Raw genomic sequence first — 19,969 nt, forward strand, 5'->3', positions numbered from 1 at the left:
AGAAACCATTTAAGAATTACTTTCTGCGGTCAAAAACTCTAAGAGATCCCCCTCAATCCCCCTTAAAAAGGGGGAAGAATTTAATGCTCCCCCCTTTTTAAGGGGGGCTGGGGGGGATCTATCCAATTCTTAAATGGTTTCTTAACCCCCGATCTTTAATCCAAAAGCAAATAGCGAGGCTTCCACAAACCCTTTAGGATTGCTATAGTTTAAATTTTTAGTTATTAATTTTAATTATTAAACAGTCCATTCATGACAGAAACCGCAGATAAGGAATCAACGAACCTACACGATCGCTGGATGCAACGATGTATTGATTTGGCAATCCAAGCCAGAGGTCGCACCGCACCAAACCCAATGGTGGGCAGTGTAATTGTGAAAAATGGGCGGGTGTTAGGGGAAGGCTTTCATCCGCAAGCGGGGCAGCCTCACGCGGAAGTATTTGCCATCCGCGCCGCCCAACAAACGGGAGAGAATCTGCAAGATGCAACCCTCTACGTCAATCTGGAGCCCTGTAACCATCACGGACGCACGCCACCCTGTTCCGAGGCAATTATTCAAGCGGGAATTGGGGAAGTGGTCATTGGGGCGATCGATCTCGATCCCCGTGTTGCTGGCACTGGACGCGATCGCCTCAGGGAGGCAGGGCTAAAGGTGACCACTGGGGTCTTGGCTCAAGCCTGTTTAGAACTAAACGAAGCCTTTTTTCATCGCGTGCGGACAAATCTCCCCTTTGGCATTTTTAAATATGCGATGACCCTCGATGGCAAAATTGCCACAACTTCAGGACATAGCTATTGGATTACTGGCGCTGAAGCAAGGCGAGTGGTTCATGATCTGCGGGGAGGCTGTGACGCGGTCGTTACAGGCGGAAACACGGTCAGACTCGACAATCCCCATTTAACAACCCACGGAGCGAGCCGCCATTGTCCTTTACGGGTGGTGGTCTCCGCTAGCTGCGATCTACCCGAAACCGCCAATCTATGGCAAGTTACGGAGAGCGAAAAGACACTCTTGATTGCTCCCCCCGATCGCCATCCCCAGCTAAAGCAAAAGCTCCGCGATCGCCAAGTGGAAGTGCTCGAACTCGATATCCTCTCCCCTGAAGCCGTGATGCAAGAATTATGCAAACGTGGTTGTAACACCGTTTTATGGGAATGTGGCGGAAGACTAGGAGCAGCCGCGATTAAAGCTAAGATGGTACAAAAAATCTACGCCTTTATTGCTCCCAAATTAATTGGGGGGTTTACGGCTCCTAGTCCCATTGACGATCTGGATTTAACCTTGATGACCGAAGCGATCGCCATCGAGAGATCGCAGTTACAACAAATTGGTATGGACTTTTTGATTACTGGATATCTCCCATGAGCGATCGCCTAGCATTCCCAAATCCTCAAAAGCCGCGAAAGTTAACCCTTAAGTTCATTCTCATCGGTCAGTTTGCGATCTTGATCATGGGAATGTCAGGATTGATGGCGTGGATATCTTGGCATAGCGAACAAGAAACGATCGACAACCTCGTCGGTCAACTGCAAAACGAAATTAGCGATCGCATCGAACAAAAGCTCACCTCCTATCTAGAAACCCCTCATTTAATCAATAGAATTAACGCCGATGCGATCGGTCAAGGCATATTAAAAACTCAAGATCGCGCTAGCGAGAAATATCTATGGCAGCAGATTAATAACTTTCCGATGGTTTCTTGGATCTATTATGGAGAAGAGAGCACGGGTAACTTTGTGGGTATTACCCGCATTGACAACCAACTCCAAACAGCGATCAACATTAACGGAAGCAAGGGTTTACAACGTTATCGTTACAACTTAAATAGACAAGGAGAGCGCCTCAGTCTAGCGGGAACTCCCGAAGCCTACGATCCCCGTCAACGTCCTTGGTATCGGGCTGCTTTAAGAGATCGCCAATCAACTTGGAGTCCGATCTATCAAGATTTTAATCGCCCCGAGCAGGTAATTACTGCGAGCCTAGCCGTATATAATGCGGAAGGAAAGAGAATTGGAGTCTTAGGGACGGATCTGTCCTTAGGCAGCATCAGCCAATTTTTAAACGGTTTGCAAATTGGGAAGACAGGACAGGCTTTCATCATCGAACCTTCAGGTTTATTAGTCGCTAGCTCCGTTCGAGAGAATCTCTACGATCTAACTTCCCAAAGAGTCTCCCTTAAGAATGTCAAACAACCCATGATTCGGGTGGCAGCGAACTATCTAGAGCAGCAGGCGGGAGGACTAGATCGCCTTAACACCGCCCAGCATCTAAAATTCCAATCGGAGGGAAAAAATATATTTCTGAAAGTACTTCCCTATCGAGACAATCGCGGGCTTAACTGGACGATCGTGGTGACAGTGCCAGAGTCAGACTTTACCGAGCAACTCGATCTTAAACGCCAAAGAGCGATTTTACTGATTGTGCTATGCCTTGCTGGGGCGATCGCCTTAGGTATATTTACGACTCAATATATCAACCGACCGCTCCGCAGGCTGACCCTTGCCAGTCAAGCGGTGACCAATGGAGAACTGGATCGCGAAGTTCCCTCTGCCGCGATTGAAGAAATGGATCTGCTCTCCCAAGCTTTTAACCAGATGGCATTTCGTTTAAAGATGTCTTTTGATGAATTAGAGCGCGCCAATGACAATTTGGAGTCGCGGATTCAGGAAAGAATGACCGATCTCCAAGCATCCGAAGAGAAATTTAGAAGTTTGGTTTCTAACTTTTCGGGAATTGCCTACCGTTGCAACGGCGATCGCGATTGGACAATGGTATTTATTGGCGGCGATGTCGAGGGCTTAACGGGGTATCAGCCTGAAGATTTTGTCGCGGATCGCGTCCGTAGCTGGACAAGCATTATTTATCCCGAAGATCGCGACCATATCAAACGGGGAATCGATGAGAGTTTAGCCTGCGGGCAGCCCTATAGCCTTGAATATCGAATTATCAACTCCGAAGGCAATCTGCGCTGGCTCTGTGAGAAGGGACAAGGCATATTTGCGGACGATCGCTTACTGTGGCTCGATGGAGCAATTTTTGATATTAGCGATCGCAAACAAGTAGAAGCGGAATTACTAGAGCGGGTGCATCTGTCCATTTTAATGGCAGAAATCGGTTCCGCTTCCACCCAGCTCCATACCCTTGCCGAAGTACTCCAATCCTTTGTAGAGTCTCTCTGGCGGCATATGAATGTTGCCTTTGCCCAGATATGGACGCTCAATGCCTTTGGTAATAGTTTAGATATCGATGTCAGTGCAGGAAACTACAACCATAGCGATCGCGAGAGACTGCGACATCTCATTCCCCAAGCCAAAATTTGGTCGATTACCCAAGGGAATTTCCAACCACTCCTGACTAATCAAATTTTGGCGGATATATCTGAAGCCGATCGCCAATGGCTACAAGAGGAAAACATTATTTCCTTAGTTGGATATCCCCTAATCGTCAAAGGGAAAGTGATCGGTGTCATCTTGATGCTCTCACAGTCACATTTAGATACTGATATCCAAACCATAGATCTGATTTCTAATGCGATCGCCATCGGCATCGATCACAAACAGTCCGAAGAGAAACTCAGGATTACCAATGCCGAAATGCAAGCCCTATTTGCCGCGATGGATGATGTCATTTTGGTGCGCGATCGATTGGGACGCATTCTCAAAACCCCCGAGACTCGCAAAGAGAACTGGACAGAAGCTAGCGAGATTATTGGCAAGTTGCCTTCGGAAATATTTTCTCAAGAACTAGCAGAACTCTTTACAAATTGCATTGAGCAGGTTTTAGAAACCCAGCAAACTCTCAATGTCGAGTATCTCTCATCTAACGATCAAGCCCTCGATCGCTCAATCTGGTGGAATGCCAGCATCTCTCCCATCGATCGGGAGACCGTAGTTTGGGTGGCTCGCGATATCACTGACAGAAAACAGGTCGAAGAGCAACTCAAACAGGCCAAACAGACCGCCGAAAGTGCAAGCCAAGCCAAGGGGCATTTTTTAGCGAGTATGAGTCACGAACTCCGCACCCCTCTAAATGCAATTCTGGGATTTACCCAGCTCATGCTCCGCGACATCAGCCTTACCGATAGCCACCGCGCCTATCTCAAAATTATTCATGACAGCGGCGAGCATCTACTGGAATTAATTAATGATGTTTTAGATATGTCCAAGATCGAATCGGGGCGCATCACCTTCAATAGCACCTGCTTCGATCTTTATCGCATGTTAGATATGTTGGAGCAGATGTTTCGACTGAAAGCTATGGATCGCCAGGTGAAATTGATTTTTAGGCGATCGCCGAAATTACCGCAGTGGATCGTCACCGACGAAGGTAAACTCCGCCAAATCCTCATTAACTTATTGAGCAATGCGATTAAATTCACCCCACAAGGATCGATCACCCTATCGGCCGAGGCGCTCCATCAAGAAGAAACTAATGGATTAGGAGGAGAATCACCCTTACATCCCCAAAAGGAACAATCCTCAAGCACCCTCATCTTCAAAATAGAAGATACGGGTGCAGGTATTCCAGCCCATCAACTAGAAAGAATATTTGAAGCCTTTGAGCAAACTGATATCGGGCGTAGAGCCTCAGAAGGAACTGGTTTAGGATTACCCATTAGCCTGAAGTTTGCCCAGTTTATGGGTGGGCAGATTACCGTAAGTAGCATCTTGGGAGAGGGTAGCACCTTTCAAGTGGAAATCCCCATTAGTATATCGATATCATCAGTCCCCTTACATCAGCCCAGCGATCTCTATGTCACTTCTCTAGCTCCCGATCAGCCAGAATATCGACTCCTCGTCGTAGAAGACCGCTGGGAAAGTCGGCACTTATTAGTCAAAATTCTAGAAGCAGTTGGCTTCCAAGTCCGCGAAGCGCAAAATGGAGCAGAGGCTCTCACCATTTGGGAAGAATGGCAACCGCACCTGATCTGGATGGATATGCGAATGCCTGTCATGGACGGCTATGAGGCAACTCGCCAGATTAAATCCCACCTAAGAGGACAAGCCACTGTAATTATCGCCTTAACCGCCAGTGCCTTAGAGGAAGAAAAAGCAATTATTCTCTCGGCAGGCTGTGATGATTTTGTCCGCAAACCTTTTCGGGAAACTCTCATTTTCGAGAAACTAACCGAATATTTAGGGGTGACCTATTTATACAAGCATGAAAGCACTCCCCATATTAAGGGTAAAAAAAACCTCGATCTAGAAACCTTGAAGGCAAATTTTACAGCCAATTTATCGCAAATGCCCGACCATTGGATCGCCCAACTCAACCAAGCAGCTATGCTAGCTGACAATGACTTAATCAATGGATTAGTTGAGGAAATTCCAGAAGATAATACTGTTTTAATCTATTCTTTAATCGCCCTTGTGGATAATTTTTGTTACAATCAAATCATGGGTTTGACTAAACAAGCTCTTCACAAATAATCAATAGCATATCTTCGCTAGATATATAAGTATATAAGTAAGTGGACTTAATTATATATAAAGCCCTAAAGCCTGCAGTGCACGCTGCGAGTCTGCCACGGGTTTTATATCTGGATTTTAATTATGTTGAGGTACTTAGCAGTCTTAACCATTTATGAGAAAAATAGGGCTTCAAATTCATTCAGCCAAACTATGCTGAAGTAACATATCTAGTCTATGGCAAGATATCTAGCCAACTATCCTTTGAAAGCTACAATTAGCTGCTAAAAAAGCGATTGTCAACTAATTTAACATGGACTACAGGTAATTTTTAGGATTATCAAATTCCTAGTCATCAAAGCAATTCTGGGACAACATCTATGGATACGGCTACATAATGACTAGAAATTATAACGGCGACATATTGATAGTCGATGATATGCCAAATAATTTGCGTTTTCTATCGACAACTTTGACGGAGCAAGGCTATAAGGTACGCAGCGTCACCGATGGATTAATGGCTTTGACCGTAGCAAAAGCCGCTAAACCCGATCTGATTCTGTTAGATATCATGATGCCGAATATCGATGGATACGAGACCTGTGTAAGGCTCAAGGCCGATGAGAAGACCTGCGATATTCCCGTGATTTTTTTGAGCGCCTTGGATGAGGTAATTGATAAGGTCAAAGCCTTTACCGTGGGTGGAGTAGATTATATTACCAAACCCTTTCAACTAGAAGAAGTATTGGCACGTATTCAGACCCATTTAAGTTTGCGGTTTGCCCAAAAAGAAATTAGGCAACTTAATGCCGAACTAGAGCAGCGCGTCCGTCAGCGAACTGTCCAACTAGAACAAGAAATTGCGGAGCGTTTACAGGTTCAAGAAAGATTACTCCATTTAGCGCTGCATGATGTCCTGACGGGATTACCGAATCGAACTTGGTTCATGAAGCGATTAGAGCAAATCCTCCAGCAGGCTATTCAACAATCTGGATCGCATTTTGCCGTATTGTTTTTAGACTGCGATCGCTTTCAAGCTGTTAACGACTCCTTAGGACATTTAGTTGGCGATCAACTACTAGTCTCGATCGCGCGAAGAATTCAGCTTTGTCTGCGTCCTGGCACCATGCTCTGCCGATTGGGAGGAGACGAGTTTGCGATACTGCTGCAAGATACCGAAAAATATGCCGATGCCATCAAAACTGCCGATGATATTCTGCGCGAATTAGCCGCACCCTTTCAAATTAGCGAATATCAAGTATTTACCAATGTCAGTATTGGCATTGTGATGGGCAATGGGGTTTACAGACAACCCGAACATATCCTCAGGGATGCCGATACCGCCATGTACCAAGCTAAAGCGAATGGAAAGGCTCGATATCAAGTGTTCGAGCAAACAATGCATAACCTTGCCCTCTATAACTTTCAGCTCGAATCCGATCTCCGACATGCCTTAGAGCGTCAAGAATTAGAGGCCTATTATCAGCCGATCGTCAACTCCATCAGCAATGAAATCACCTCCTTTGAAGCGCTAGTGCGTTGGAATCATCCCGAAAAAGGATTAGTCGTCCCTAATAAGTTTATTCCGATCGCCGAAGAGACGGGATTAGTAATTGCGATCGACCTATTTGTGTTACACCAAGCCTGCCAGCAACTGCGAATTTGGCGAGATGCGGGTATTGTCAAACATTCCTTAACTATGAATGTCAATCTTTCGGTAAAGCATTTTATGAGCTTCGATCTGCTGGAGCAGATCGATCGCGTGCTTGAGGAGACAGGTATTGATGGCGATTCCTTAAGATTAGAAATCACCGAAAGCGACATCATGGAGAATGCTGAATTTGCTGGTAAGATCATTGCCCAATTGCACGATCGACATATTCAGCTAAGTATTGATGATTTTGGTACTGGTTACTCTTCCCTAAGTTATCTCCATCGGCTACCAATCAATCATCTCAAAATCGATCGCTCCTTTGTGATGCGAATTGGGAAAAATGGCAAAAACACGGAAATTATTAAAGCAATTATCGCTTTGGCTAAAAGCTTAGATATGTTTACGATCGCCGAAGGCGTAGAAACCCAAGAGCAGCTAGCCCAGATTCGAGAATTGCATTGCGATTTTTGTCAGGGTTATTTATTTTCTCGCCCCGTCAATGCTGAAGCCGCCCAAAATTTATTGCTTACAGGATTTAAAGCCCAAGGCTAGAAGGGTTTGCCCTTGCTACGCAAGAGGCAAACCCTTCTAGCCCTGTATAAACCCCAAGAATTGAGTGGCGGCGCGAAGCGCCGCCACTCAATTCTTGGGGTTTATGTCCTAGTACAAGGCGACAGCTATAAAAAACTGCTTGGGGGTTCTTTTGTTCGAGAATAGTTGTCAAAATAAGAGTAAAAATAAGACCAGAGCCTAAACCGTCTAAGTAGCTAGGCGCAAAATATAAAACTCCAAAAGCTGTAGCGCACGCTGCGCGTGCGCTACAGCTTTTGACTCTGGGTTTTAATGATGCCCAGCCACCTATACCAATTCACGAAAGTGTGACAACACTTTTGGGAATTAAACACCAAACCCAGTCAGGTTTTGAGATTCCCAAAATGGCGTTGCCATTTTGGGAATTGGTATTACTCTACGGTCGGCTTTGCCGTAACTTTAGTCGAGGAATGATATGTATATTCTGATTGGTGGGGCAGGAATGATGGGATTAGACCTAGCCCGCACCCTCCTCCATATGGGACATACGATCGCCGTGATCGACACCGATCCCTTCGCCTGTCAATATGCCCGTCAAAAAATTGGGGTGATGGCTTTTGAGGGGAGTGCCGTCAACACGACAGTCTTATTAGAAGCAGGAATTCGCAAATGTAATGCTTTTATTGCCGCATTACGGGAAGATGCCCTGAACCTAGCCATTGTGACCCTATCCAAACATTATGGCGTACCCCAAATCATGGTGCGCATGAGCGATCGCGACTTTGAGGAACCCTATCAACTAGCGGGAGCAACCCATATTATCGGCACATTGGAACTGGCAATTTCACGGATTGTCAATGCGATCGAATATCCTCAAGTCGATGCGATGATGCATTTTGAGCAGGGTCAAGTCGAAGTCGTCAAACTATCAATTCCGCAACTTTGTGCCATTGTTGGGTTGACGGTTGCCGAGATCGCCCAAAACCCCCAATTCCCTACAGGGACACTCATCATCGGCTATCAAGCCCATCCCCACGAAGATTTAATCGTTCCCAATGGCAGCACCATTTTAGAAGGTGGCTCAACAATTCTAGTAGTTACGAAACCCAGTCTTGTGAGGCAAATGTTGGACTTTATGGGGCTATGTGCCTAGTCTTCCCTCAGGAACAGGAGCTTTTCATTGAGTACTTTGAGATAACTATGCCCGACATCATCGGAGAGCAATCCCTTACGAATGGCATCATTAATCGCCACCTTTTCCGCAAGATAAAGGCGGCGGCGCAATCCATCTAGATAATTTTGCTCCTCTGGGTTTTCGTGGCGATCGCTAATGCGTTGATTGTAAATATCGCGTAGTTCGTGTTCCGAGGAGGCAATCTTAGCTTGATAGCTGGCAAATAGTTCCTCATATACCGATTTTTGGAGAATCCCCGACTCCAACAGATTCGCTAACTCCTTTTGAGCGGCTTTTGAGGCGATCAGATTTAACTGAAGGGATTCAATTTGTTGCTTCGTGGGCGATGGACTGGATAGATTCAACTTCTTCACAAACCAAGATAGACTCAATCCCTGTCCCACTAAGGAGATTAGTACCGTACTAAAGACAAGGGCGATCGCTTGCGTGCGATCAGGCAAAGCAAAGGGCAGACTCAGGGCAAGTGCCATCGATAGCGAACCTTTGACATTGCCCAGAATTAAGACATGTTGCCAACGTAAGGGGATCGGGCGATCGAAGAAACTCAGTCCATAGAGCAAGGGATAGATCGCCACAATTCGTCCGATTTGATAGGCAAAAACCGCAAATAAAGCCGCAGGAGCGGTACTCAAAAGCGATAATGGCGCTACTTCAATCCCCACTAATAAAAAGATAAATGTGTTCGCCCCAAAAGCCGCATATTCCCAGAAATTCAGCAAACTCACCTCCGTGGGAGCCGAGGTTTGCCGAAAGCCGAGGTTGCCGATTACCAATCCCGCAATCATTACGGCGATCGCACTGGAAACCCCCAAAGCATGACCGATCTGAAAAGTCCCCAAGGACACCGCCACCGTTAACAAAATATTACTGAGCGCATCATCCGACTGCTGAAACAGCCCCACACAGAGATAGCCCAGTCCCAAGCCCAAAATACTGCCCCCAACAAAGGCAATAAAAAGCTGCTGTAGTCCTTCCCCAAGCGTAAAGGAACCCTGCATAAAAATCGTAGTAATCATACTAAGCAGGACTAAAGCAATCCCATCGTTAAAGAGGCTTTCTCCTTCCACAATGGTGGCAAGTGGTCGCGGGACAGTCACATTCCTAAAGGCAATAATTACCGAAACCGTATCCGTAATCGTTAAAATTACGCCAACGGCACTAGCGGTAATCCAAGCTAGATTAATGCCAAACTTGAGTAATGTCGCGGTAATCGTCGCCGATAAAATCACTCCAGGACCTGCGAGCAACAAAATCGGCTTAATGGTGCTGCGCAGACGACTGATATCCGTATTGATCGAGGCTTCAAAGATCAAGATTGGCAGAAATAGATTGAGGATCACTTCTGGATTTAAACCAATGGAAGTAGGTAGTATATGTTTGGGAATCGCCAAACCTGCTAAGACTAGCCCCACAACGTAGGATATCCGCAATCGCCTCGTAATCAGAGCAACCGCCGTTGCCACAATTAACAGAATAATTAATGTATTGACTAATCCAGTAAATTCGCTGGAGTTTTTCGAGAGGGTCTGCTCTAGGGGAGGACTATTTAAAGCATTAACAAAAAGATAACCGATCAAGGTATTTGCACTAATGATAGAGCGATAGCTATTCTCATTAAAGTTAGGACATAAAAACCAGAAAGTAAAGGCAGATCACTTTAGGAGATTACTTCGGGAACGTTTTCTGGCTTTAAAATCAAGCCATCTTGAATACGGATAATCCGCCGAGTTCTCTCTGCCACATCATGTTCGTGGGTAACTAGAACGATGGTAATTCCCTGTGAATTTAAATCCCCCAATAATTCCATTACCTCATGGGAAGTTTGAGTATCAAGCGCTCCCGTCGGCTCATCGGCAAGTATTAATGCAGGACGATTAGCCAAGGCACGGGCGATCGCTACCCGTTGTTGCTGACCTCCCGATAATTGATTGGGACGATTGAGTAGGCGATCGCTAAGTCCCACCTTCGTAAGGGCTTCCGTCGCGAGTCGATGGCGTTTCTCCTTGGGGATATTGGAATAAATCATCGGCAACATCACATTCTCAATCGCTGTCGATCTTGAGAGTAAATTAAATTGCTGAAAGACAAAACCAATGCGGCGATTGCGGATAAAGGCTAACTCATCATCGTTATAGGTGGTTAATTCCCGATCTTCAAGATAGTATTTGCCAGAGGTAGGGCGATCCAGACAACCGATAATATTCATCAATGTGGATTTGCCCGACCCTGACATCCCCATGATTGCCGCATATTCTCCCGACTGAATTTCCAGATCGATGCCTTTGAGAATGGGAACATTCACTTCACCGAGACGATAGGCTTTACGAATATTTTCTAATCGAATCATAGATATTCCTTAATTTTAATCACTTCTTAATCACTTCTTAATCACTTCTGAGAGCTTGAATCGGATCTAACTTCGCGGCACTTCGGGCGGGAATTACACCTGCCACTAGTCCCACCATCATTGACAAACCAAATCCCGCGACTACTGACCAGATCGATACCAAAAAGGGAAATTGAAAAATAGTTGCCGAACCATAGGCGATCGCAATTCCTAACGCAATCCCCACTACGCCGCCCAATCCCGACACTAAAATCGCCTCAGTCAAAAACTGGTTGAGAATTGCCGATCGCGTCGCGCCGAGAGCTTTTCTCACCCCAATTTCACGGGTGCGCTCCACGACCGAGACTAACATAATATTGGCGATACCAATGCCGCCAACCACCAAAGAGATCGCGGCGATCGCGCCCACCATCAGAGTCAGTAAGCCGACGATATTGGTAAAAGCGCTTAAAATATCCGTCTGATTCACGATCCGAAAATCATCGGGCTGGGGTGGAAAAATTTTATGCCGCAATCGTAGGAGATTCGTCAATTGAAATTGAGCTGCCTCAAGTTCTGCCTCATCTAGAGCCTGCACCCAAAACCCACTGACGGATATGCCCTGTAAAGCATTATTGCCGACCTGTCTTGCCGACATATTCTTGAGCGGAATGTAAACGCGATCGTCCTGATCGAATCCCCCAGTAGACCCTTTCGACTCCATCACCCCAATTACTTGATATTGTTCCCCTTGGATCCGAATCCTCTGACCGATCGCATTGCTTCGACCAAACAGATCCGAGCGCACCTTGGAACCTAGCACTACTAAAGATTTTGCATTGTCGATATCTTCCTGTTCAAAATATCGACCTTCCGTAGGGAAAGTATTTCTAATCGGTGAATAATTAACATCGGTACCAATTACGGTTGTTGCAGTATTTTGATTCTCATAGGAAACCTGTCGGGTGCGCTGCAAATAGGCAGAAACTAACTTTACTGCTGGAGCCTTGGCAACCGCTTGAGCATCTTCTAAGGTCAAGGTGGAAGCAGACCCTCCTCCCTGATTCACCCCGCCCGTTCTCGCCGCCCCTGTGAGGACATTGATCGAATTTGTGCCAAGAGCCTGTAATTGATTTTCGGTAGCCTTCTGAATGCCCTGTCCGACCGAAGTAATCGCAATCACCGCCGCAATACCAATAATTACGCCCAACATCGTCAAAGCAGTTCGCAAGCGATTATTCCATAGGGATTCTGCTGCCATGGTCAGAATCTCGGTAAAGGGAACCTTGGCAACTTGAAGGCGTGGTTGGGCAAATTTGGAGATAGGTTTAGCATTTTGCATGGCTTCATCTAACCCCGACTGCGCTGCGGTGAAGGGGAAAGTCCAGGAATACCACTGGGATTAGTCTTCGGTCGTGAGCCTTCAGGGAAGGAGACAAAGATTTTTTCATTACCCGTCAAGCCCGACTTCACTTCGGTTTTATCATCCACGGTCACACCAGTTTCAATGGCAGTAAAGACGGGCGTTTCACCCTGATCGGTCTTGACATATACACCCGTACTACCCTGTTGTCTGACGATCGCGACTGTGGGGACGATCAATACATCCTTGAGTTGTCCTGCCTTAAATTCTAAGCTGGCATTCATTCCCGACCGTAACATTTGCTTATCTTGGGATGTAATCTCAGCCTTGACTTCAAAACTAGTAACGTTTTGATTAACGATCGCTTGCGGTGAAATCGAGACTACTCGACCGCTAAATTTTTTATTAGGATAGGCATCAACCTGCACTGTGACTTCCTGACCAATGGCGATCTGGGCAATATTTGACTCAGCAACATTCGCTACAACTTGATTATTGCTGGCTAGAGCCAAAATTGAAGAAGCGGTTGCCGAACTTACCGAACTGCTAGAAGTAGTGGGGGTAACAAAGGCTCCAGGATCGGCATACTTGCGTAACACGACTCCATCAAAGGGGGCGCGAATAATGGTGTCCTCCAATTGTGCTTGGACAATTTGGAGCGAACCTGCGGCTGATACGACTTGCGCCTGAGCGCGATCGATTTCTTCAGGACGAGCTCCCGCCTGTTGGAGAGCTAATGCTTCGCGTACCTGCGCGACTCTAGCGCGATTTGCCTCCATCGTGGTTCTGGCATTGTCCAGATCGCGGAAAGAAATTGCCCCATCTTTGTAAAGTTGTTGATTTTGGCGATAAATAATTTCTGATTGTTCGAGGGTCGCTTGGGCATTACTCAGGTTTGCTTGCGCTTGAGCGATATCCTGAGAGCGATTTCCCGCATTTAGGAGATCGAGACTAGCTTGTGCTGCCGCGAGCTGTCCATCGGCTTGGGTAACTTGACCTAAGGTATTGGACTCATCCATATAGGCGAGGATCTGCCCCTCCCTCACTGTCTGCCCTTCTTTTACTAACAGGCTTTTGAGTCTACCAGAGCTTTTGGGGCTGACATTAATGGACTTCTCAGGTTGAATTGTGCCATTAGCGGTCACGATAATCGGTAAATCCGCGCGTTTAATGGCGATCGTCCTTTCGCGCTTACGACTATCTTTGTTGGTAGGAGCCGTTAATTGGGTATAGGCATAGTAGCCACCACCGCTGGTGACGAGCAATATCAGTAAGATCACAAGGCGCGATCGCCATCTTCCCATAAACTTTTTTTTAGGGCTATGTTCGGGGAAATCGGATAGATCGTCCAGCAACGCCTCATCCTTGGGTTCTAGCTTCTCTGATTGCATGGGAGTTACGTTAATCACTATTAGGTTTAGACTCTTATATCCGATCAAAGGGTCAAGTTATAGCGGTAATACCAATTCACGAAAGTATGACAACACTTTTGTGAATTAAACACCAAACCCAGTAAGGTTTTGCGATTCCCAAAATGGCGTTGCCATGGTGGAAATTGGTATTAATGGGATTTTCGCCGTAGACGATAGCCAATAAATACCGCGATCGCGATGAGCACACCGAAGACTACGACCTTAGTAATTACATCAATGTATTTTTCCACTAGATCGTAGTTTTTGCCCAAAAAGTAACCCGCATAGGTTAATAAAGCTACCCATACCACGGTTCCAATTGTTGAATAGAGAAAGAAAGGAACGAGCGGCATTTTACTGATGCCTGCGGGAATAGAAATCAACGTACGAATGCCAGGAACTAAGCGCCCAAATAGTACCGCCTTCGATCCATGCTTCTGAAACCAAGTTACTGATTTATCAATATCATCGCCAGAAATGCCAATCCATTTCCCGTAACGTCCCGCCAATATTTGTAAACGCTGTTGTCCCAATAGTAACCCCGCATAGTACCAAGGGATTGCGCCTAAAATCGTACCAACTACCCCAACTGCGATCGCGGGAATCACCTGAATAGTGGAATTGGGCAAAGTAGCCGTATAGCCTGCAAGGGGCATAATCAGTTCCGAGGGAATGGGGGGAAACAGATTTTCGAGAAACATCAGTAAGCCGATCCCCAGATAGCCTAGGGAATTCATTGTGTTTGTAATCCATTCCGTCATCGCTATTGCTCAATATGATGGTAACCAAGTTTCAATTTTATATTAGAGCGAGCTGCCACCCATCTTTATCTATTGACAGCGCTTTGCGCTCAAACCCAAACCAAGGAAATTTTTAAAAGTGTTGCAAAGCAACGCTTTTAAAAATCCCCTTGGTTTGTTTGATCGATAATTATTGATTGGCGGCGCTTTGCGCCGCCAATCAATTCTTGGGATTTTGGTATATTTAAGATTAGGTTATGGATTGTCACCATGCAGCTAGAAATTAAATTAAATAAATTTTGCTAAGGCACATTTAGCCTTATTGCTAATGAAAAAGTCTTTTGTTTATCGCACTCTCCAAATTGCTACTGCGGTAGCGGTTTATAGCGCTATTTCTGTATGGGCATCGACAAATCATGTCGATAGCGTTACCAATACCATTACCAATATCAATTCGTTCATGGTGATTCTCGGGATCGCTCTCATCTTTCCCTATATTTGTTTCAATGTTTTAGGGAAACTCTATACGCCGCCAGCATCGCGAAATTCTAGGCGATCGTCAGCATCTAGCAGATCCTCTTCTAGCCAAGATGATCTCAATGCGATCGACGCGCCAACGCCTCAAGAGCCAGAGACAATGCTATATCGTGGTGCGCACTATAATCCAGAGGATTTAAAGCCAGCACCTAATATTAACGAAAATAACCAAAAAACGGTTAAAACTCCCCTGATCATTAAATATCGTGGAGCCAGTATCGAGAGCAGTCCCGATGATAACTCCTCAGAATCCCCAGATTCTTTTGCATCTGAAAGAAACTCTCAAAAATCTGCCAAGCCCAAGGAAAGAATGAAATATCGGGGTTCTTATATAGATTAAAACGTCAGTTCGATTTAAGCTAGCAAGTTTTAAAACAAAAGTAAAAGCCTTGCTACGCAAGGCTTTTACTTTTGGGCTTTGAGAAAGGTTTTGCGTAGCAAACCCTTTCTCAAAGCCCGTTTCAAATTATCCCAAACTCACGTTAACTAGCGTTGCGGCGCGGAGCGCTGCAACGTCAAATCTCTCACTGGGAAGGGATTTATACCAATTCCCAAAAGTGTGGCTACACTTTTGGGAATTGAAAACCAAACCCAGTAAGGGTTTTAAAATCACAAAATGGCTACGCCATTTTGTGATTTGGTATTAGAGAATGATGGCATTTCAGATCGCCCTCTCTTTTTAGCCATAGGTTAAAATTCTTATAAGTAGCTGGGCATAATTAAAAACCAGAACCAAAACCTATGGCGCAGGCTGAGCGTGCGCCGCAGGTTTTAGGGTTTTATATTTAATTAAGCCCACTTAATTTAGTCCAATTTTTAGACCTACATAACTTCATGGTTTTATTGCAGAGTGCTTTTCCCACCGCATCAAATCCCTCGCCCCAATCCCCGCAAACTGCGCAGAAATTTGCCGCCCTGCGATCGCAACTGCTCAAACATGACTTAGATGCCTATTTTGTGCCTTCGGCGGACGAACATCTCAATGAATACCTACCCGAAGCCAAGCAACGTCGTCAATGGATTAGTGGCTTTACAGGTTCCGCAGGTGATTTTTTAATCAGTACCGATCGCGCTTGGATATATGTCGATTCGCGCTATTACGAACAGGCGGAGATGCAAGTGGATGAGAACCTTCAGAAAATCTGCAAAGTAGGACTAGCAGAGCATCAAACCGTGGAAGAAACCCTTGAAGAACTCGGACAAAATACCTCGCGACCATGCCAAACCTTTCGCTTGGGCATCGATCCCTTTACGATTACGGTCTCCCAATATCGTCGTTTCTGCGAACGCCTAAGAGCTAGTGGAGTCGATATCGTCCCTGTATTAGAGAATTTAGTCGATAATGTGCGATCGCAAAGCCCTTGGGTAGAGACAGAAGCAGTTCCACCCTTTGGCGATCGCCCAGTCATTGCGCTTCCCGATGACCTTACTGGCGAAAGTTTAGCAAAGAAATTAGAGCGCGTTCGTGAAGTAATGGGTAAAAAAAGAGCCGCCATTTTACCCATTACTAAGCTCGATCAGATCGCATGGCTTTATAACTTACGCGGGCGGGATGTGGATTGCAATCCCGTATTCATAAGCTACGCGATCGTCACGCTCACTGATGCGTATCTCTTTACCAATACTTCGCGCATTGACGACAATGTTCGTCAGGCTCTAGCAGGGGAGGTGCAAATTTTAGCCTATGAGCAATATATTCCCACCTTGCGATCGCTGGTTGCCGACGATCGCTCCGTCCAAGTCGCGATCGCTCAAACTACTTACGGAACTTATCTGCAACTCAAGGAAGTCAGAGCCAAAATCATCGAGGCCGAGAACCCAGTCGAAATCTTTAAAGCCCATAAAAATGCCGTAGAAATCGCACAAATGCAACGGGCAAATCTCAAAGCAAGTTGGGCAAAAACTCTTACAATTAAATGGATAGAAGAGCAGGTTAATGCGGGACACTCCATCAGCGAACGCGATGTTGCCGATAAAATTGAAGGTCTCTACAGACAACAGGAGGGATTCTATGACCTCAGTTTCCCAACGATCGCGGGTACGGGTGCAAATGGCTCGATCGTCCATTACAGCAATCCCAATCCCGACTGTAAACTTCTCAATGGCGATTTGCTGCTCCTAGATTCTGGTTCCCAGTTTTATGGCGGTACTACCGACGATACTCGCTCGATTAGCATTGGGACACCTACAGACGAACAATGCGATCGCTATACCGAGGTTCTCAAATCCCATATTAATTGTGCGATGCAGAAATTCCCTAAAGGAACCACTGGTAGTCAAATCGATGGCATTGCCCGTTCTTCGATGTGGCAAAGTGGGCTAGATTTTGGTCATGGTACAGGGCATGGCGTAGGCGTATTCTTGAACGTCCATGAGGGACCCAATGGCATCAGCAAACGGGTAAATCAATCGCTCGATCTAGGGACAATTAACAGCATCGAACCTGGATATTACCAACCGAAATGGGGAGGTATCCGTTTGGAAAACCTCTATTTCGTCAAAGAGATGACAAAACAGGAAGCGGATAGTTTTCAGGAGGTAGAACCGAATGCGACCCCTTGGTACGAGTTTGAATCCTTAACCTATATTCCCTTTGACAAAAAGCTAATCGATCGTCGCAAACTCAATTCACAACAAATTGCATGGCTTGAAAGTTATTATGCCTCTGTCGTAGAAAAGCTATCTCCGATGCTCACTGAAGAAGATGCATTATGGTTAAAACAAGCTTGTAAGTAGCTAGGAAGTAAACTTATAGCTGTCGCCAAGTCTAATAGGACATAAACCCCAAGAATTGATTGGCGGCGCAAAGCGCCGCCAATCAATTCTTGGGGTTTAGACTTGGCGACAGCTATAAAACCTAGAAGAGCATAACGTCCGCTAAGCGGACGTTATGCTCCCTATCCTAGATAAGCTTTGCGGACTCTCTCATCAATTAACAAGTCCGATGCTTTTCCCTCAATGGTGATGATGCCCGACTCCATCACATATCCACGATGAGCATGTTGCAAAGCTAAATTAGCATTCTGCTCGACCAACAAAATCGTGACTCCAGATTGATTTAAATTCACAATCGTTTTAAAAATTTCCCTGATGATCTGGGGGGCTAGTCCCAAACTTGGTTCATCAAGCAATAGTAATTTGGGGCGACTCATAACAGCACGAGCGATCGCGAGCATTTGTTGTTCGCCTCCGCTTAGGGTTCCTGCCAGTTGATGGCGACGCTCCCCAAGACGAGGAAAAATTTCAAACTGTTTTTCGATGTCGGCTTTAATTCCCCAGCGATCGCTCCGTAAAAAAGCGCCCAATTCCAGATTATCTAATACTGTTTGTCTCGCGAGCACTCTACGACCTTCTGGGCTATGTGCGATGCCAATTTGGACTATGCGATCTGGTCGTAAGTTATTAATAGATTTACCATTGTAGATAATCTGTCCCGATCCCATCGTGACTAGACGCGAAATAGTTCGTAAGGTCGTAGTTTTGCCAGCACCATTCGCCCCAATCAACGTTACTATTTCACCTTCAGTGACCTGTAAGCTAACATCCTGTAAAGCCTGAATACCTCCATAGCGAACGTTAAGATTGTTAATTTCTAGCACCAGCCCTCATCTCCAAAGTTCTTTAAGGGATAGGCGACGCTTTACGCTTCCTATCTCTACCTTTAAGTTATAATAGACTATCTATGGGGCGGCGTGAAGCACCTCAATAAGATCGCTAAGATCGCTGCCATCAAGTATTGCTGTGGAGCATTGTAATGGTTCTACTGAATGTCAATCCACCTAGTGAAATAACCGTCAACAAGGAAATTATTGAAGATTTCAGTGAAGATTTTATTGATGAGATTCAGCTACTACCCACAAATTTATATAGTGATGAGCCGCAATTGGAAACGGATTTTCACCGAGAACAAATCGATCTCTTAATTCGCCTTTTAAAATATTTCTGGCATGATCGCCATGATTTCTATATCTCTGGTAATTTGACTGTTTATTATAATCAAAAACAACTCAAATCAAGGGACTTTGCAGGGCCAGATATTTTTGTGGTATTGGGTACGGAAAAACGCGATCGCCGTAGTTGGGTAGTTTGGGATGAGGATGGCAAGTATCCAAATTTAGTAATTGAGTTGCTATCTAATTCGACAGCCATAGTGGATCGCGGGATGAAAAAACAACTCTATCAAGAGGTTTGGCGCGTACCTAATTACTTTTGGTTTCATCCTGAAACCTTAGAGTTTGCAGGATTCCATTTAGTTGATGGGAAATATGAAGTAATTACGCCAAATCATGACGGACTATTGTGGATTCATCAATTAGATTTATATCTCGGTATTTATGAAAACCAATTAAGGTGGTTTACACCTGATGGAGAAGTAATTCCTTTACCTGAAGTACAGGAAAAACAAAGAGCGGATCGGTTAGAGGCAATTTTGCGATCGCAAGGTATTGACCCTGACCAATTAACCCCATAAAGAGTCTGGCATCAATTTTTGGCACTGGTCAGCTAAATCTTGATCGACGTATTTACGTCGTTTTTATCGGCATGAAATGGACGTTTCAGAATCCATCCCACATTAGCTGACCAGTGCCGATTAAGATCATTTAACCAAAATCTTTGTGCATATTGCCTAGCCGATGCTGCGATACTAATTGCTCCAGTCTCCGCGAAAGGTTCAACCAGTCTATCTATTTTTCAGGGAAAAAGCCCAGAATAAATGAAGCGAGATTTCTCTTGCTACCCTGATATTGAACTGGATTTGGTTTTCAATTCCCAAAAGTGTAGCCACACTTTTGGGAATTG

13 protein-coding genes and 1 pseudogene are annotated in these 19,969 nt (G+C 45.4%); 7 read left to right on the forward strand and 7 right to left on the reverse strand.

The genetic code is table 11. From position 1 onward, the window contains the following. The first annotated feature begins 252 nt into the window (after positions 1 to 252). The 4 genes from ribD to AC805_RS05650 all read left to right on the forward strand — a co-directional run bounded on the left by ribD (position 253) and on the right by AC805_RS05650 (position 8,749). Positions 253 to 1,368, forward strand: a complete 1,116-nt coding sequence (gene ribD, locus AC805_RS05635) for a bifunctional diaminohydroxyphosphoribosylaminopyrimidine deaminase/5-amino-6-(5-phosphoribosylamino)uracil reductase RibD (RefSeq protein WP_055074507.1) — start codon at positions 253 to 255, stop codon at positions 1,366 to 1,368. Further along, the gene (locus tag AC805_RS05640; RefSeq protein WP_055074508.1) at positions 1,365 to 5,432 is read left to right on the forward strand and encodes a cache domain-containing protein; all 4,068 of its coding nucleotides are present in this window, start codon (positions 1,365 to 1,367) and stop codon (positions 5,430 to 5,432) included. The genes ribD and AC805_RS05640 overlap by 4 nt, the downstream gene beginning before the upstream one ends. 376 nt (positions 5,433 to 5,808) lie before the next feature. Further along, a complete protein-coding gene (locus AC805_RS05645) occupies positions 5,809 to 7,617 on the forward strand; it encodes an EAL domain-containing protein (RefSeq protein ID WP_055074509.1) in 1,809 nt (602 codons plus the stop codon). A gap of 454 nt (positions 7,618 to 8,071) precedes the next feature. Then, positions 8,072 to 8,749, forward strand: coding sequence for a TrkA family potassium uptake protein (locus tag AC805_RS05650; RefSeq protein ID WP_055074510.1), 678 nt, complete (start codon positions 8,072 to 8,074; stop codon positions 8,747 to 8,749). On the opposite strand, the gene AC805_RS05655 is transcribed toward AC805_RS05650, so the two are convergent. The 5 genes from AC805_RS05655 to AC805_RS05675 all read right to left on the reverse strand — a co-directional run bounded on the left by AC805_RS05655 (position 8,746) and on the right by AC805_RS05675 (position 14,653). After that, positions 8,746 to 10,368 carry a sodium:proton antiporter gene (locus AC805_RS05655; protein WP_055074511.1) on the reverse strand — a complete coding sequence of 541 codons (1,623 nt, stop codon included), beginning with the start codon at positions 10,366 to 10,368 and terminating at the stop codon, positions 8,746 to 8,748. The genes AC805_RS05650 and AC805_RS05655 overlap by 4 nt on opposite strands. Before the next feature lie 80 nt (positions 10,369 to 10,448). Next, on the reverse strand, positions 10,449 to 11,138 hold the full coding sequence (locus tag AC805_RS05660) for an ABC transporter ATP-binding protein (protein ID WP_009628975.1): 690 nt from the start codon (positions 11,136 to 11,138) through the stop codon (positions 10,449 to 10,451). Between the two features lie 37 nt (positions 11,139 to 11,175). Continuing rightward, a complete protein-coding gene (locus tag AC805_RS05665) occupies positions 11,176 to 12,459 on the reverse strand; it encodes an ABC transporter permease (RefSeq protein ID WP_055074512.1) in 1,284 nt (427 codons plus the stop codon). Between the two features lie 8 nt (positions 12,460 to 12,467). Next, the gene (locus AC805_RS05670) at positions 12,468 to 13,871 is read right to left on the reverse strand and encodes an efflux RND transporter periplasmic adaptor subunit (protein WP_055074513.1); all 1,404 of its coding nucleotides are present in this window, start codon (positions 13,869 to 13,871) and stop codon (positions 12,468 to 12,470) included. A gap of 170 nt (positions 13,872 to 14,041) precedes the next feature. Continuing rightward, positions 14,042 to 14,653: a DedA family protein gene (locus tag AC805_RS05675; RefSeq protein WP_055074514.1), complete on the reverse strand. Its 612-nt coding sequence runs from the start codon at positions 14,651 to 14,653 to the stop codon at positions 14,042 to 14,044. Between the two features lie 307 nt (positions 14,654 to 14,960). On the opposite strand from AC805_RS05675, the gene AC805_RS05680 reads away from it, so the two are divergent. Together AC805_RS05680 and AC805_RS05685 are read left to right on the forward strand one after the other, a co-directional pair. After that, positions 14,961 to 15,509 carry a hypothetical protein gene (locus tag AC805_RS05680; protein WP_055074515.1) on the forward strand — a complete coding sequence of 183 codons (549 nt, stop codon included), beginning with the start codon at positions 14,961 to 14,963 and terminating at the stop codon, positions 15,507 to 15,509. Positions 15,510 to 16,003: 494 nt separating this feature from the next. Next, entirely contained in the window at positions 16,004 to 17,905 is a 1,902-nt protein-coding gene (locus AC805_RS05685) for a M24 family metallopeptidase (RefSeq protein WP_055074516.1), read from the forward strand. A gap of 161 nt (positions 17,906 to 18,066) precedes the next feature. Here the strand turns inward: AC805_RS05685 and AC805_RS05690 are convergent, their stop codons facing one another. Next, on the reverse strand, positions 18,067 to 18,768 hold the full coding sequence (locus AC805_RS05690; protein WP_055074517.1) for an ABC transporter ATP-binding protein: 702 nt from the start codon (positions 18,766 to 18,768) through the stop codon (positions 18,067 to 18,069). 155 nt (positions 18,769 to 18,923) lie between these two features. Here AC805_RS05690 and AC805_RS05695 point away from each other — a divergent pair, with 155 nt between their 5' ends. Beyond that, the gene (locus AC805_RS05695) at positions 18,924 to 19,640 is read left to right on the forward strand and encodes a Uma2 family endonuclease (RefSeq protein WP_082429406.1); all 717 of its coding nucleotides are present in this window, start codon (positions 18,924 to 18,926) and stop codon (positions 19,638 to 19,640) included. A gap of 116 nt (positions 19,641 to 19,756) precedes the next feature. On the opposite strand, the pseudogene AC805_RS27285 reads toward AC805_RS05695, so the two are convergent. Beyond that, positions 19,757 to 19,881, reverse strand: a pseudogene (locus AC805_RS27285) (DNA adenine methylase); the annotation flags it as partial. Positions 19,882 to 19,969 lie beyond the last annotated feature (88 nt).

Origin of the sequence: Pseudanabaena sp. 'Roaring Creek' (assembly GCF_001402795.1) — a bacterium.
In the GTDB taxonomy this organism is placed as follows: domain Bacteria; phylum Cyanobacteriota; class Cyanobacteriia; order Pseudanabaenales; family Pseudanabaenaceae; genus Pseudanabaena.

Excerpts from the sequence above, each read along its gene's own strand:
- ribD (WP_055074507.1), top strand. The coding sequence starts at position 253 with ATGACAGAAACCGCAGATAAGGAATCAACGAACCTACACGATCGCTGG.
- AC805_RS05640 (WP_055074508.1), top strand. The coding sequence starts at position 1,365 with ATGAGCGATCGCCTAGCATTCCCAAATCCTCAAAAGCCGCGAAAGTTA.
- AC805_RS05645 (WP_055074509.1), top strand. The coding sequence starts at position 5,809 with ATGACTAGAAATTATAACGGCGACATATTGATAGTCGATGATATGCCA.
- AC805_RS05650 (WP_055074510.1), top strand. The coding sequence starts at position 8,072 with ATGTATATTCTGATTGGTGGGGCAGGAATGATGGGATTAGACCTAGCC.
- AC805_RS05660 (WP_009628975.1), bottom strand. The coding sequence starts at position 11,138 with ATGATTCGATTAGAAAATATTCGTAAAGCCTATCGTCTCGGTGAAGTG.
- AC805_RS05665 (WP_055074512.1), bottom strand. The coding sequence starts at position 12,459 with ATGCAAAATGCTAAACCTATCTCCAAATTTGCCCAACCACGCCTTCAA.
- AC805_RS05670 (WP_055074513.1), bottom strand. The coding sequence starts at position 13,871 with ATGCAATCAGAGAAGCTAGAACCCAAGGATGAGGCGTTGCTGGACGAT.
- AC805_RS05675 (WP_055074514.1), bottom strand. The coding sequence starts at position 14,653 with ATGACGGAATGGATTACAAACACAATGAATTCCCTAGGCTATCTGGGG.
- AC805_RS05680 (WP_055074515.1), top strand. The coding sequence starts at position 14,961 with ATGAAAAAGTCTTTTGTTTATCGCACTCTCCAAATTGCTACTGCGGTA.
- AC805_RS05685 (WP_055074516.1), top strand. The coding sequence starts at position 16,004 with ATGGTTTTATTGCAGAGTGCTTTTCCCACCGCATCAAATCCCTCGCCC.
- AC805_RS05695 (WP_082429406.1), top strand. The coding sequence starts at position 18,924 with ATGGTTCTACTGAATGTCAATCCACCTAGTGAAATAACCGTCAACAAG.